Genomic DNA, 12,917 nt, shown 5'->3' with positions numbered 1-12,917 from the left:
GACACCTTCGAGGACACCGGTGACCGCACGCACCGCGACTTCGAGCTCTGCTCCAACGCATCGTGTGGTTGATGCCCAACGCGTTCTTCATCGTCACCGGACGCAACCGCCTCCAGTGGGCGGAGACGAGCCTGGAGGGGCAGCTCGACTGGACTGGGCCGCACGCGTGGCCCGGTCTCGCAGCCGACACGGCACATGTGAGGCGACCTGTATCGGGCCGTCAGGTCCTGATCGGCGACTTCCCTCCCGAAGACTGCGAGGACTACCTGGTCCGCAGGCTGAGCCGCGACGGGCAGCCGCTGATCGACGAACCAGTTCGCCGGATCATCACCGAGCGCTCCCACGGGTTGCCTCTGTACCTGGACCTGTCGGTCATGCGCTACCTGGAACTCCGACGCGGCGGCAGGCAACCACAGGTCACCGACTTCGACCACGACTTCCCCGCCCTGATCGCCCGTACCCTCACCGACCTGACCGCCGATGAGCGCCACGTGCTCCGCTCGGTCAGCCTGCTCAGCGCTTTCTCTGTAACTCTGGCCACCCAAGCCGCAGGCATGGACCACGACGCGCCCGCCCTACGGCTGACCGAGCGCCCCTTCATCCGGGAGTCCTCTTCCGGTGTGTGGCCCTTCCATGTCCACGATCTGATCCGCTCCGCCATTCGCAGCGCGGACGACGGCAGTGACGACCGCTGGTCGGAGCAGGACTGGCGGCGCGCGGCCCAACGAGCCTTCCACGCACTGGAATCACAGTGGCGCCAGGACCTGCGACACGATCGCGTCGTCCTGGTCGGCTGTCTCCAGCAAGGGCTGCTCCTCGCACGGGACTTCCGTCTCGGTCTCGGCTGGCTCGCCGATACCGCATTCCAGTACGTAGGGGATTCCGTCTGGGAACCGCTGGCGCTTCCCGCCGTCGATGCCACGTCGTCAGGTGGCCTGCAGACTGCTGCAGATGCCCTGGTGGAAACGCTGAGCGCCATCGCCCGGCGCCAGCACGAGCACCGTGAACGCACGACCAGTCGGCTCTCGGCCGTCCTCGCCTCGGAGCTGCTCCCCGATGACCTGGTCGAACTGGCCATGTATTACCTGGCGAAGGCCCAGCGAGACCTCGGTCTGACCGACGATTCGCGTCGCGGGATGCAGCGCGTCGCCTCCGCCGACGGTCGGCTCGCTTCCGCGGCTCGGCGCGGCCTGGCACACCTGAGCCGACTGTCCGGAGACTTCCCGACCGCGGTCGAAGCCGCGGGGAGGCTGGGCTGGGAGGGTCGGCACCATCGGGTGCTGGGAGACGTGTGGTGGGTGCAGGGCGACATGGAGCGGGCGGTAGCCGCCTACCTGGCAGGCCGGAGCGAAGCCGAGGAGCACGGTGTGGTCGGCGAGACCGCCGTGGTGCAGGCGCATCTCGCCTTCGCCGTTTCCTTCTCCGATCCGCTTCGGGCCGATGACGAACTCGATCTGGCGGAACGGCTGTTGTCCCACCTCAGCCTGCGCTCCAGCGAGATGACCGCTCGCATCGCCGTGCTCGTACGCGATGCCGGGTTCGCCGCCGACTTGCCCGGCCGGGCGGCCGTGCTGCTCGCTGAAATCGGCGTCTCCGGCATTTCCTACGCGGCGGCGAAATTGCAGCTGGCCCTGTGCTTCAACCATGCCGTCCTCGACGCCCAGGACGACCTCGCCACCGCGATCATCCGCCTGCGCGAACTGACGCAGAGCAGCGACTACGCCCACTACGTCGACATCGCCCACTTCATGGCCGGCCTTCCGCTTCCCGAGCACACCGCGCGAGCACGGTGGATCGACGGAGAACAACAGACCCGCGAACGGTGGCGCCACCTGGTCACGACACGTCGCCATCACCTCACCACGACTCGTTAGGCTTTCCATACATGCGCAGATCGCTGGTCAACGAGGCGCGACTACGATCGCCGGTCATGGACTGGCTGGAGCGCACCGCGAAACTGAGGCAGTGGAGCAGAAACGGGACCCGCGCTCCGCACAAGCCGTTGCTGTTGCTGTACGCCCTCGGTCGGTTCCAGCAGGATGCCGACGACGAACTGCGGTACAGCGCGGTGGAGGAAGATCTGCAGCGACTGCTGACGGAGTACGGTCCGCCGAACAGGACGACTCCGGCCTACCCGTTCCACCACCTGGTGAGCGACGGCGTGTGGGAGGTGCGCACCGATCGCGGACCGGGCAGCCCCGGCAGCGGGGTGCGGGAGTTGCGGACCGCGGGGGCCGCGGGGCGGCTGTCGCCAGAACTGCGGGCGGCGCTGCGGCGTGAACCGGCTCTGCTCGGCCGGATGGCACGGGTCCTGCTCGACCTGCATTTCCCGCCTTCGCTCCACGGCGACCTGTGCGAATCCGTCGGTCTGGGGCTGGAGCCGGCGGAGACCGGACAGCTCTCGGCCGCCGTGCGGAGGCGGCGGGATCCGCGGATGCGGGAGCGAGTCCTGACGGCTTACGAGTACCGGTGCGCGTTCTGCGGCTACGACGGCAGGATCGGCGCGGTGCCGGTCGGGCTGGAGGCCGCACACGTGCGCTGGTGGGCGTTCGACGGCCCCGACGACGTCGACAACGGACTGTGTCTGTGTTCCCTTCACCACAAGCTCTTCGACAAGGGCGTCCTCGGTGTCGGCGAGAGCCACCGCATCCTGGTCTCCCAGCGCTTCGTCGGCCACAGCCCCGCCGCCCGCGAACACGTCATCGCGCTCGCCGACCGACCACTCGTCGGACCTCAGCCCGGCGCCCACCCCGTCGCCGCGATCCACCGTTCCTGGCACACCAGCCAGGTCTTCCACGGCAGCCCGCGCCCCGCCACGGCCACCTGACCGTCGAATCGTCGACCGCACCCCACTGGTAAGGAGTGCGGTACCAAGAGTATGGTCTCTTATATGGTGACGAAGAAGGTAACCGTGACGATCCCCGAGGATCTCCTGGACGAGATCCGCGCGGACGCGGCCGAGCGGGGCCTGTCGGCGTACGTCGCCGAGGCGCTGCGCTTCAAGCGCGACCGGGACCGGCTCCTGGAACTGGTCGACTGGCTGCAGGAAGAACACGGCCCCGTGACCGAGGACGAGCGTGTGGCAGCCCTCGACGAGCTGGAGGATCTCGACGCCGAACACGAGCGGCGCCGCGCCTCCGGACAACACAACGCCGGAGAGGCTGCGTGAAGAAGCGAGCCGGTGAGCACGGGCAGAGGCCGCTCCGTGTCTTCGTCCTGGACTGTGAAGCCCTCTCCCTGGCCGTGCGCGGTGATCGGAAGATGATCGCCTGGCTCGACCTCGCGGCGCGCGGGGAGGCCGAAGTGGTCACGTCGCCAATGACCCTGGTCGAGGCGTACGACGGCAGAACGACCGAACAGCGCTGGGACTGGGTACTGTCCCGGCTCCAGGTCGCCGACATCGGGAAGGACGAGGCCCGCCAGGCCCGCCGTCTCCTGGCCGACGCCGAGTTGCACGGCCACAAGTACGCGATCGACGCCGTGCTCGCCGTGATCGCGCGACAGCAGAAGGGACAGGTCACCGTTTTCACCTCGGACGTCGACGACCTGGAGAAGCTGGTCCCGGACACGATCGTCGTCAAGAAGGTGTGACCCGACCCGCGCCCCTCAAGGGCCCACAGCTGGGATGGCACCAGCCCGGGAGTGGGACATCCCGCACGGCTTCAAGCCCCGGATCCTGGCCAGGACAGACGCGTCAATCGCTCTACCTGACCGGGCTCTCATCACTCAGTGCCGCGTCAGCCTTCGCGACCTCGGACTCGGCGCGCTCCCGTGCGTCCTGCGCACAGTCTGCTGCCCTTCTGCTCACGGCCAGGAAACCGAAGAGCGCTGCCGTCAGGTGCCGTTGGTCTGCCAGCCGTTACTACCGGCGCCCTGGCTAAAGCTGTCGTGTGCGCAGGACCTCGAAGGTCCTGCGCACACGACGAAGCGCCCATGGAGACCAAGCCCCTTTGAGGCCCGTTCAGACGGCCGGAGGGATCCCTGCTGGGGCGCTCAGTTCATCCGCTTCAGGTCCCGGGCGCTCATGCCGAACAGCACATTCGGCTGAGCGTACTTGAAGGTGTAGCCGGCGACGAGAGCGGCGGCAATGAACTCGCCATTGGTGACGTACCTGCCGGTTGCCCGCTCCATCACGTGTTTCACGCTGTAGCTGCTGGCGGCAGGGGTCTTGATCGGCGTGACGTTCTCGCGCAGCCACTCGGCCGTCTCCATCACCATGGCCACGCCTCCGGCCAACTCCTCGCGGCCGGCGGCGAGGTCGGTCCGGCGCTGCTCGGCCGTCTTGCGAAGGGGGTCGAAAACGCCGATGCCGAAGGAGTTGAGCCGCGGATGCTGCTGCATCACCTCGGCCAAGGCAGCGATCTGTCGGCGGGCCACCAGATACGCCATTCCTGTGGCTGCCTGGTGGGCGTGAATCTCAGCCTTGCTGCGACGGTTCCTGGTCATCGTGTGCTCCATCGGACGGGACGCCCCACGTCCACCCCGCCGCGGATACTTGGATGACCTGGCGGAACGCTGCTGCGCGATTCGGGGAACCTTGTCTTCGCCGCCACGATGGACGTGGGCCACCATGACTCGGAGCGGGCATGCGCGATCTGCCATGCACAGCATATGCCCCAACCCAGCCCCGTCCCGACAATTCGGGGAGATCCGCCGCCGCCATACCAGGCACACCTCGCTCGACGCGGAGCGCCTCGTACGCCTCGTACAGAGCCCAGACGGCCTGCCTGTGCGGACGCCGCAAGCTCGCGCGACGGCGTCGGCGGGGCACGGTGGCGTATTCCTCGAAGGACGTGAGGCCGCGCCCCTTGATGACGTGGTCGATCTCCTCCTTCCAGTACCCCGGGGCCGGGTCGATCTCGGTCAGGCAGCTGTTGCGGCCGACGTGCTTCCAGGCGAGGCTGAAAGCGGTCTGAGCCTTTTCTCCGTGCAACCGGACGGGGACACCGCTGTCATGCAGGAACTCCTGGGCCCAGGAGTGCAGGCTTCGGAAGTCGACCCTGTCGGCCACGGCGGGAGACATGGTCCTGAGAAAGGTCGCCTGGACCCGCGGGAGGTTGTTGGCGAAGGTGACATACAGGAGCCGACCGGTAGTGCGCTGGGCCAGGTGTGCCGCACGGTGCAGGCCGACGACGGTCTTGCCCGTGCCGGCCGGGCCGCTGATCCGTGCAGGTCCGGCCCAGTTGCGGCGCACCAGGGCTATCTGGTCGGGGTGGAGGAAGGTCATCCACTGTTCGATCGGCGCCTGCAGCGCTTCTTCCAGAGCTGCCTCGCGGAGTCCTTCGAGGTCGAACAGCCCGTCGGACAACTCTTCTTGGGACTGCGCCTGAGACGATGACGGCGCCGTCTGCGTCACGGACGATCCCTCGTACTCGGGGAAGACCCGCTCCAGATGGTCGGCGATGGCACGTACGGATTCGGCGCGAAGTCGACTGCGCTCCGACAGCAGAGCGGGCCCGACCTCGTGCTCCCCCAGTAGCCGGATCCTGCCCAGCGCTGCATCTACGCGGTGCCCCGCGAAAACCATGAGGGGTTGGACCGCGACCGGGGACATCCCCAAGGATGCCACCGCCGACTCGGCCGCCTTCGTCACGGCCAGGAGCTTGGCCGCGTGCTCATCGACGGGATCGCGGCCGGCGCGGAGCTCCCCCTTCCAAGCCTGCGGTGCCGAGCGCCAGTTCTTGACGTCGAGAACGAACACACCACCGGGACCGATCAACAGCATGTCCACGTTGGCCGCTCGCGTTCCCGGCCACCTGCGGTCAACCAGTAACCGCCATCCACGCGCCGTCAGGACCAACAGCTGTGCGGCGACTCGACGTTCGCCCTCGCCGGCGGCTTCCCAACGGCGTGCCTGTCGCCGCGCCGTCTGCCACTGCTCCCTGAACAGCCGTTCCTGCCGCCGCGCTTCCTGCGCCCGCCGCGATGCCGATCCACCAGCCGCCATGCCACGCTCCCCTCGTACGCGGAGTAGTGAGCTTAAAACGATCAGCGACGGACAGGGCAGGGCGCACGGCTGACCCAGTGCATCACCACCGAATGACTTCGGCCATGCCGACTGACCAGCGACCGGCCGGCCGTTGCGCCGTTGCTGGGGATCGGGCTGCGCTACGACCGCCGGGCCGAAGTGGAGTTCCGGCCGGCCGACGGTGAGACGCTGATCGTGATCGGCGCCCGGGAGGGTGCAGCCCTCCCCGGGCCGGGCTCACGCGTTGGCGGGTGCCGACTCCGGGGGCGTCGTCGGCTCCGTGTCCGTGCTCGCGTCCGTGCGCGTCTCCGTAGTGCTCGTCCTCGCGACGATGACGCGGCGGGCCAGCGGCTCGGTGAAGCGGGCCGTGAGGGGGCCGAGTACGACCAGGATGAGGACGTACGCCGTCGCCAGCGGGCCGATGCGGGGCTCGACGGCCACCGCGAGGCCGGCGATGACGATGGAGAACTCGCCCCGGGCGACCAGCGTGCCGCCCGCCCGCCAGCGGCCCCCGCCCCGGATGCCGGCCCTGCGTGCCGCGTACCAGCCGGTGGCGACCTTCGTGAGCGTGGTGACGGCGGCCAGGAGCAGGGCGGAGAGCAGGACGGGCGGGATGTCGGCCGGGTCGGTGGACAGGCCGAAGAAGACGAAGAACACGGCCGCGAACAGGTCGCGCAAAGGGGTCAGGAGGCTGCTCGCGCCCTCGGCGACCTCGCCGGACAGGGCGATGCCCACGAGGAAGGCGCCGACCGCCGCCGAGACCTGGAGCTCCTGGGCGAGGCCCGCCACGAGCAGGGTCAGGCCGAGGACCACCAGCAGGAGCATCTCCGCGCTGTCCGAGGAGACCGCGCGGCTGATCAGCCGGCCGTGCCGGAGCGCCAGGTAGAGGACCGCGCCGACGGTGCCCAGGGAGATCAGCAGGGTGACGGCGCCGCCGGCCAGGCCGGCGCCCGCCAGCAGGGCCGTGAGGATCGGCAGGTAGACGGCCATCGCGAGATCCTCGATGACCAGAATGCCGAGCACAACGGGGGTCTCGCGGTTGCCGAGCCTGCCCAGGTCGCCGAGGACCTTGGCGATGACGCCGGACGAGGAGATCCAGGTGACGCCGGCGAGCGCCACGGCGGCCACCGGGCCCCAGCCCAGGATGAGCGCGGCTACGGCGCCGGGTACGGCGTTGAGGACGAAGTCGACCGCTCCGGAGGGGTATTGGGTCTTGAGGTTGGTGACCAGTTCGGAGGCGCTGTACTCCAGGCCGAGCAGGAGGAGCAGCAGGATGACGCCGATCTCCGCGCCCGTGGCGACGAACTCCTCGCTGGCCTGGAGGGGCAGGATGCCTCCGTGTCCGAAGGCGAGTCCGGCCAGCAGGTAGAGGGGGACGGGTGAGAAGCCCACCCGGCCCGCGAGGCGGCCCAGGAGCCCCAGAGCGAGGATGATCGCTCCCAGTTCGATCAGCATGGCGGTCGTGTGGTGCACGGGCGTCTGTCCTCCGGTCGGATGCGGATCGGTGGCGGCGTCTGTGCGCCTTCTCGGCCGAGGGCGCGCCGGGACACGACGTGCCCCGGGGGGAGCCGAGTGGGCCGGTATGAAGCAGAGCCGGTCGCGTCAGGCGTCGGACACGCTGTCGCGCTCGTACCGGTGCGGGTCGAGCAGTTCACCGGCCACGCCGGCGAAGACCAGGCCCGCGGCGATGAGCAGTCCGTGGGCCAGCACCAGGCCGGTGGCCAGCGCGCACAGCGCGGCGGCGAGCAGGAGCCAGGCCCGCCGGTACCGGTACTCGCGGGGGCGGCGCGGGCGGCCGTCGGCGAGGGCCCGCGCGAAGTGGGGGTCCTCGCGGTGCAGACGGGACGCGATCTCGCTGAGCTGGTGGTCGTCGGGCACGGGCACGTTGCCCCCCTTCGGCGTCGGTTCGGGCCCGGGGCCGGGGAGTCGACCCCAGCCTCGCCCGCGGCGGATGCCGGGCACCATCGGGATTGGTACCCAAATCCAGCGACGTCGGATGTGTAGGGAAACGTGCAGATCTTGTCGTGTCCATCGATTATCGAGCGACGTACTCCCGTACCGGCTCGGGGGACCTGCTGCGCCGGGAAGCCGCGGACGGCGGGTGACCTCCGTAGTCTGGGAGAAGATCTGCGTGTCCCGCGTGCTCGCGGGGGCCGACCCGGGAAGGACCGCATCGTGATCATCTTCGGCACCAAGGGATACCTCTACCAGCTCGCGATACTGACGCTCGTGTGCGGACAGTGCGGGAATCCCTCCGCGCACGCGCTCAGGAAGCGCGTCACGAAGTTCACGCTGTTCTTCGTGCCGCTGTTCCCCTTCTCCACGAAGTACGCGACGCAGTGCACCTTCTGCGGCGCCGAGCAGCAGGTGACCAGGGAGCAGGCGGAGCAGCTCCAGTCGCAGGGCGGCGTGGGCGGCCCCGGCGGCGGGCAGGGCGGGCAGCCGTACGGCGCCGCGCCGCAGCAGCCGTACCAGCAGCCCTGACCTGCGCCGTCGGGGGACGGCCGGCGGCCGACCCCCGCCCGCGCGGTCAGCCCGTGATCTCCACCTTGCCGTTGCGGGAGTCGGCGCGGGCCGCCTCCGGTGCGGCCGGGCCGGCCGCTTCGGTGGAGCCCTTCGCGGTGATGCCCTTCAGCAGGGACGCCAGGTCGACGCCGGTGGTGGAGCCCAGCAGTTCCATGCCCTGGGCGACGTTGTCGGCGACCGTGCGGGACAGGCGGCTCGCGCCGTCCGTCGAGATCACCGTCATCTTGTCCACGGCCGACAGCGGCTCGGACGCCTTCGCCACCACCTGCGGCAGCACCTCGACCAGCATCTGGAGCACGGCGGCGTCGCCGTACCGGTCGAAGGCGTCGGCCTTCTTCTGCATCGCCTCGGCTTCGGCCGCGCCCTTGGCGCCGATCGCGGCGGCCTCCGCGTCGCCCTCCAGCCGCACGGCCTCGGCGATCGCCGCACGCCGGGAGCGCTCGGCCTCACCCTGCTTGAGACCCTCGATGGCCTCCGCCTCGGCCAGCGCGCCACGCCGCTGCTTCTCGCCCTCACCGGTGAGCCGGGCCCGCTCGGCCTCCGCCTGCGCGGCGGCGATCCCGGCGGAACGCTCGGCCTCGGCCTGCTTCACCCGCGCCACCCGGCGGGCCTCCGCCTCTTGCTCGGCCTCGTACCGCTTGGCGTCCGCGGGCTTGCGCACCTCGGTGTCGAGCTGGCGGTCCTTCAGCGCGGCCTGCCGCTCGGCGACCTTCTCCTGCTCGGCGAGGATGTCCTGCTGCCGGGCCGCCTCGGCGAGCGGTCCCGCGGCGTTGGCCCGGGCGGACGCCTGGTCGGTCTCGGCCTTGATCTCGGCCTGCTTCAGGTAGAGCGTGCGCTGCGCGACCGCGATCTCCTCCTCGGCCTTCAGCCGCGCCTGCTCGGCCGCCCGCCGGGCCACGGCCTCGGCGATGTCGGCCTCCTGCCTGGCGCGGGCCGCCTCGGGACGGCCCAGGTCCTCCAGGTAGGAGCCCTCGGTGGTGATGTCCTGGATCTGGAAGGCGTCCAGGACCAGGCCCTGCCCGGACAGGCTCGCCTCCGCCTCCTCGGCCACCTGGCCCGCGAACGCGGCCCGGTCCCGGATGACGTCCTCGACCGACATCCGGCCGACGATCGCGCGCAGCGCGCCGGACAGCACCTCCTGCGTGAAGCCGACGATGCCGTCCTGCTGCATCAGGAACCGCTGCGCGGCGGCGCGGATCGCGTCCTCCGTGCCGCCGACCTTGACGATCGCGACGCCCTCCAGGTGGGCCTTCACCCCGCGCAGCGTCACCGCGCCGCGCACGGCGACCGGGATGTGCCGGGAGGAGAGGTCGAGCGTGAACCGCTGCTGCACGAACGGCACGACGAACACGCCGCCGCCGACCACGACCTTCTGGCCGCTGTTGTCGGTGAACACCCGGCCCGTCTCCGGGTCGGTGGACTTCTTGCCGCGGCGGCCGGTGACGATGAACGCCTCGCTCGGACCGGCCACCTTGTAGCGGCTGACCACGACGAGTGCGAGCAGCACCAGGAGTACGACGACTCCCAGCACCGCGATGACGACAGGACTCATGACAACGCCCCCGAATCACACAGAGATAGAGACAGAGAAGACAGAGATCGGAAGAGACAGAACGGAGATGGGGGTGGTCAGCGGTCCACCGGGCGGACCACGACGGACGTCCCCGTCGGCACCGCCTCGACCCACACCTCGGCGCCCCGCGCCACCGGCACCGCGCTGCGCGCCGCGCACTTCAACGGCTGGCCCGCGAGCCGCAGCAGCACCTCGCCGTAACCCTCCGCCGGGATGGCGGTCACGACCTTGCCGGATGTGCCGAGCAGGTCGTTCGTGCTGGGTGTGACGGCGGTCTGGTCGCGCATCAGCGCACGGCTGAAGCGGTACGTCAGCCAGGCGGCGCACACTCCCACGACCGCGCCGGCCGCGGCGGCCCCCGCCGGTCCGGTCCAGCCGGTGCCGAGGGCGATGGCGCCACCGAAGCCGGTCATCGCCACGAATCCGGCGACGACCGGCAGCGACAGCCACCCCTCCAGGACGCCGTCCAGCGCTCCGTCGAGCGCGCCTTCCAGCAGTCCGTCGAAGACCAGCGACAGGGCGAGCAGCACAACCCCCGTGATGCCGATTCCGAGAAACCAGGCCATGTGTGCCGTCCCCCTCCCACCCGTCGCTGAGCTCCGGTGAGAAGAATCCTCACATCCGGCGCCGGAGCGCGTCATTGCCGTGTTCCGGCAATCTTTATGCGTTCTTGATGCCGCCCTCGGCCTCTTCGGGCCCTCCGGGAACCGCGCCCGGCGCCTGTACTGTCCTTCTTCAAATGGGGACTCATACGGGGAGCGTTCCGAACCAGGTTCCGCAGGGCGACGCGTACGCGCACATGGTGGTGTGCGGTGACGACGGGCTGGCGCATCGCCTCGCCGCCGAACTGCGCGGCGTCTACCGCGAACAGGTCACCCTCGTCGTCCCGCCCTCCGGGCGCCGGGTGCGGCAGCCGGTGGTCGGACGGGCCCGGGCGGCCTCGGCGGCGCTGCTGGACATGGTCACCGCGGCCGTCAACCGGAGCGGCAACGGCGACCAGGGCGGCGCGGGCCGCGAAGGGGCGGGCCGTGAAGGGGCGGGCCGTGAAGGGGCGGGCCGTGAAGGCGGGGGCCGCGAACTGGAGGCCACCGAGCCGACCGAGGACGTGCTCGCCGACGCGGGCGTGGAGCGGGCCGGCGCGCTGGCGCTGGTGTACGACGACGACGAGACCAACATCCGCGCGGCCCTGACCGCCCGTCGGCTCAACCCACGGCTGCGGCTGGTGCTGCGCCTGTACAACCGGCGCCTGGGCCAGCACATCGAGGATCTCCTCGACCAGAGCGCCGCACTGGCGACCGGTGACGGGGACGCCACCGGGTCGGGCGCCGCCGAGTCCTCCACGACCGTGCTGTCCGACGCCGACACGGCCGCGCCCGCGCTGGCGGCCACCGCGCTCGTCGGCACCAGCAAGATCGTGGAGACCGACGGCCTGCTGCTGCGCGCGGTGGAACGGAACCCGCCCCTCCCAGGCCAGGTCGCCGACCCCGGACTGTGCACCCTCGCGCTGCTCTCCACGACGAGCAACGACCCTGCCGGGGCGGACGGTTCGGAGGACAGCGGCGAGGGTCCGCAGCTGCTGCCCGACGCGGCGGCGGTCCAGGCGGCGACCGGGCGCGGGACCGTGGCGCTGGAGCAGGTGTCGTACTCCGGACCGTCGCTGCCCGCCGGACGCGCGAGCGTGCCGCCGTTCGCCGAGCTGTTCTCGCGGCGGCTGCGGTGGTCGCTGGCCGGTCTGGCGGCGTGCGTGGTCGCGCTCGCCGTGGCGCTGATGGTGGTCACGGACGACCATCCGGTGCACGCGACGTACGTGACGCTGCTCGACCTGTTCTCCATCAACGAACCCGCCCACAACGCGGACATCGGCCGTCAGATCCTGCAACTTCTCTCCGGGTTCGTGGGGTTGCTGTTGCTTCCGGTGCTGCTGGCGGCCGTACTGGAGGCCCTGGGGACCTTCCGTACCGCTACCGCGTTGCGCAAGCCGCCGCGCGGGATCGGCGGACACGTCGTGCTGCTGGGTCTCGGCAAGATCGGCACACGGGTGCTGACGCGGCTGCGGGAGATGAACATCCCGGTGGTCTGCGTCGAGGCCGACCCCGAGGCGCGGGGGCTGGCGACCGCCCGGCGGCTGCGGGTGCCGGTGGTGCTGGGGGACGTGACGCAGGAGGGGGTGCTGGAGGCCGCGAAGATCCAGCGCGCGCACTCGCTGCTCGCGCTGACCAGTGTGGACACCACCAACCTGGAGGCGGTGCTGTACGGGCGGTCCGTGCGGTCGGGGCTGCGGGTGGTGCTGCGGCTGTACGACGACGACTTCGCGACCGCCGTGTACCGCACTCTGCGTGCCGCCCATCCCGGTGCGCTCACCCGGAGCCGGAGCGTGACGCATCTGGCGGCGCCGTCCTTCGCCGGGGCGATGATGGGGCGTCAGATTCTTGGGGCGATTCCCGTCGAGCGGCGGGTGCTGCTGTTCGCCGCGGTGGAGGTGGCGGGGCATCCGCAGCTGGAGGGCCGGACGGTCGGCGAGGCTTTCCGGGCGGGGGCGTGGCGGGTGCTGGCGCTGGAGGTGGCGGACGGGTCCGCCTCCGGCGAGGGTGAGGCGGACGAGGAGGGCGAGGCGCCTCGGGAGTCCCGGTTGGTGTGGGATCTGCCCGACACGTATGTCCTCCGGGGTGAGGATCGGGTGGTGCTGGCGGCCACGCGGCGGGGGCTGGCGGAGTTGCTGGGGCGGCGTACGCGGGAGCGGTCCCCCGGGTAGGCGGGCGGCGGCGTGGGGGTGGGCGGGAATGTGAGGGCTCGGCCCCGCAGCCCCGCCCAGGCGGCTCCGCCCCCTGGACCCCCGGCCTTTTGCCCACC

Annotated in this window: 12 protein-coding genes; 6 read left to right on the top strand and 6 right to left on the bottom strand. The window is 70.7% G+C overall.

Annotated features, from left to right (window positions below; genetic code table 11):
• Positions 1-71 precede the first annotated feature (71 nt).
• The 4 genes from OIE75_RS19990 (at position 72) to OIE75_RS19975 (ending at position 3,591) form a co-directional block, all read left to right on the top strand.
• On the top strand, positions 72-1,874 hold the full coding sequence (locus OIE75_RS19990; RefSeq protein WP_329471652.1) for a hypothetical protein: 1,803 nt from the start codon (positions 72-74) through the stop codon (positions 1,872-1,874).
• A 56-nt stretch (positions 1,875-1,930) separates the two neighbouring features.
• Positions 1,931-2,827 carry a phosphorothioated DNA-binding restriction endonuclease gene (locus tag OIE75_RS19985; RefSeq protein WP_329471651.1) on the top strand — a complete coding sequence of 299 codons (897 nt, stop codon included), beginning with the start codon at positions 1,931-1,933 and terminating at the stop codon, positions 2,825-2,827.
• A 63-nt stretch (positions 2,828-2,890) separates the two neighbouring features.
• Positions 2,891-3,169, top strand: coding sequence for a CopG family transcriptional regulator (locus OIE75_RS19980; protein ID WP_329471650.1), 279 nt, complete (start codon positions 2,891-2,893; stop codon positions 3,167-3,169).
• Positions 3,166-3,591 carry a PIN domain-containing protein gene (locus OIE75_RS19975; RefSeq protein WP_329471649.1) on the top strand — a complete coding sequence of 142 codons (426 nt, stop codon included), beginning with the start codon at positions 3,166-3,168 and terminating at the stop codon, positions 3,589-3,591. The genes OIE75_RS19980 and OIE75_RS19975 overlap by 4 nt, the downstream gene beginning before the upstream one ends.
• A gap of 402 nt (positions 3,592-3,993) precedes the next feature.
• Here the strand turns inward: OIE75_RS19975 and OIE75_RS19970 are convergent, their stop codons facing one another.
• From OIE75_RS19970 to OIE75_RS19955, 4 genes are all read right to left on the bottom strand, one after another.
• Positions 3,994-4,446: a hypothetical protein gene (locus OIE75_RS19970; protein ID WP_329471648.1), complete on the bottom strand. Its 453-nt coding sequence runs from the start codon at positions 4,444-4,446 to the stop codon at positions 3,994-3,996.
• A complete protein-coding gene (locus OIE75_RS19965) occupies positions 4,418-5,947 on the bottom strand; it encodes a nuclease-related domain-containing protein (RefSeq protein ID WP_329471647.1) in 1,530 nt (509 codons plus the stop codon). The genes OIE75_RS19970 and OIE75_RS19965 overlap by 29 nt, the downstream gene beginning before the upstream one ends.
• 258 nt (positions 5,948-6,205) lie before the next feature.
• Positions 6,206-7,441, bottom strand: a complete 1,236-nt coding sequence (locus OIE75_RS19960) for a cation:proton antiporter (RefSeq protein ID WP_329471646.1) — start codon at positions 7,439-7,441, stop codon at positions 6,206-6,208.
• Positions 7,442-7,570: 129 nt separating this feature from the next.
• The gene (locus tag OIE75_RS19955) at positions 7,571-7,852 is read right to left on the bottom strand and encodes a DUF3040 domain-containing protein (RefSeq protein WP_307013995.1); all 282 of its coding nucleotides are present in this window, start codon (positions 7,850-7,852) and stop codon (positions 7,571-7,573) included.
• Positions 7,853-8,143: 291 nt separating this feature from the next.
• Here OIE75_RS19955 and OIE75_RS19950 point away from each other — a divergent pair, with 291 nt between their 5' ends.
• Positions 8,144-8,452, top strand: a complete 309-nt coding sequence (locus OIE75_RS19950; protein ID WP_307013994.1) for a zinc-ribbon domain-containing protein — start codon at positions 8,144-8,146, stop codon at positions 8,450-8,452.
• Between the two features lie 46 nt (positions 8,453-8,498).
• On the opposite strand, the gene OIE75_RS19945 is transcribed toward OIE75_RS19950, so the two are convergent.
• Together OIE75_RS19945 and OIE75_RS19940 are read right to left on the bottom strand one after the other, a co-directional pair.
• Positions 8,499-10,046, bottom strand: coding sequence for a flotillin family protein (locus tag OIE75_RS19945; protein WP_307013992.1), 1,548 nt, complete (start codon positions 10,044-10,046; stop codon positions 8,499-8,501).
• 77 nt (positions 10,047-10,123) lie between these two features.
• The gene (locus OIE75_RS19940; protein ID WP_329471645.1) at positions 10,124-10,633 is read right to left on the bottom strand and encodes a hypothetical protein; all 510 of its coding nucleotides are present in this window, start codon (positions 10,631-10,633) and stop codon (positions 10,124-10,126) included.
• Positions 10,634-10,866: 233 nt separating this feature from the next.
• Between OIE75_RS19940 and OIE75_RS19935 the strand changes: the two genes are divergently transcribed.
• Positions 10,867-12,819 (top strand): NAD-binding protein, encoded by a 1,953-nt coding sequence (locus OIE75_RS19935; RefSeq protein ID WP_329474023.1) that lies wholly within the window; start codon positions 10,867-10,869, stop codon positions 12,817-12,819.
• Positions 12,820-12,917 lie beyond the last annotated feature (98 nt).

Origin of the sequence: Streptomyces sp. NBC_01723 (assembly GCF_036246005.1) — a bacterium.
Classification (GTDB): Bacteria; Actinomycetota; Actinomycetes; order Streptomycetales; family Streptomycetaceae; genus Streptomyces.
The sequence above is the reverse complement of the archived record's forward strand: the minus strand, read 5'-3'. Positions and strand labels throughout refer to the sequence as shown.

What these genes read in the sequence shown, in the direction of transcription:
- OIE75_RS19935 (WP_329474023.1), top strand. Translation starts at nt 10,867, where the DNA reads ATGGTGGTGTGCGGTGACGACGGGCTGGCGCATCGCCTCGCCGCCGAA.
- OIE75_RS19970 (WP_329471648.1), bottom strand. Translation starts at nt 4,446, where the DNA reads ATGACCAGGAACCGTCGCAGCAAGGCTGAGATTCACGCCCACCAGGCA.
- OIE75_RS19980 (WP_329471650.1), top strand. Translation starts at nt 2,891, where the DNA reads ATGGTGACGAAGAAGGTAACCGTGACGATCCCCGAGGATCTCCTGGAC.
- OIE75_RS19965 (WP_329471647.1), bottom strand. Translation starts at nt 5,947, where the DNA reads ATGGCGGCTGGTGGATCGGCATCGCGGCGGGCGCAGGAAGCGCGGCGG.
- OIE75_RS19985 (WP_329471651.1), top strand. Translation starts at nt 1,931, where the DNA reads ATGGACTGGCTGGAGCGCACCGCGAAACTGAGGCAGTGGAGCAGAAAC.
- OIE75_RS19945 (WP_307013992.1), bottom strand. Translation starts at nt 10,046, where the DNA reads ATGAGTCCTGTCGTCATCGCGGTGCTGGGAGTCGTCGTACTCCTGGTG.
- OIE75_RS19940 (WP_329471645.1), bottom strand. Translation starts at nt 10,633, where the DNA reads ATGGCCTGGTTTCTCGGAATCGGCATCACGGGGGTTGTGCTGCTCGCC.
- OIE75_RS19990 (WP_329471652.1), top strand. Translation starts at nt 72, where the DNA reads ATGCCCAACGCGTTCTTCATCGTCACCGGACGCAACCGCCTCCAGTGG.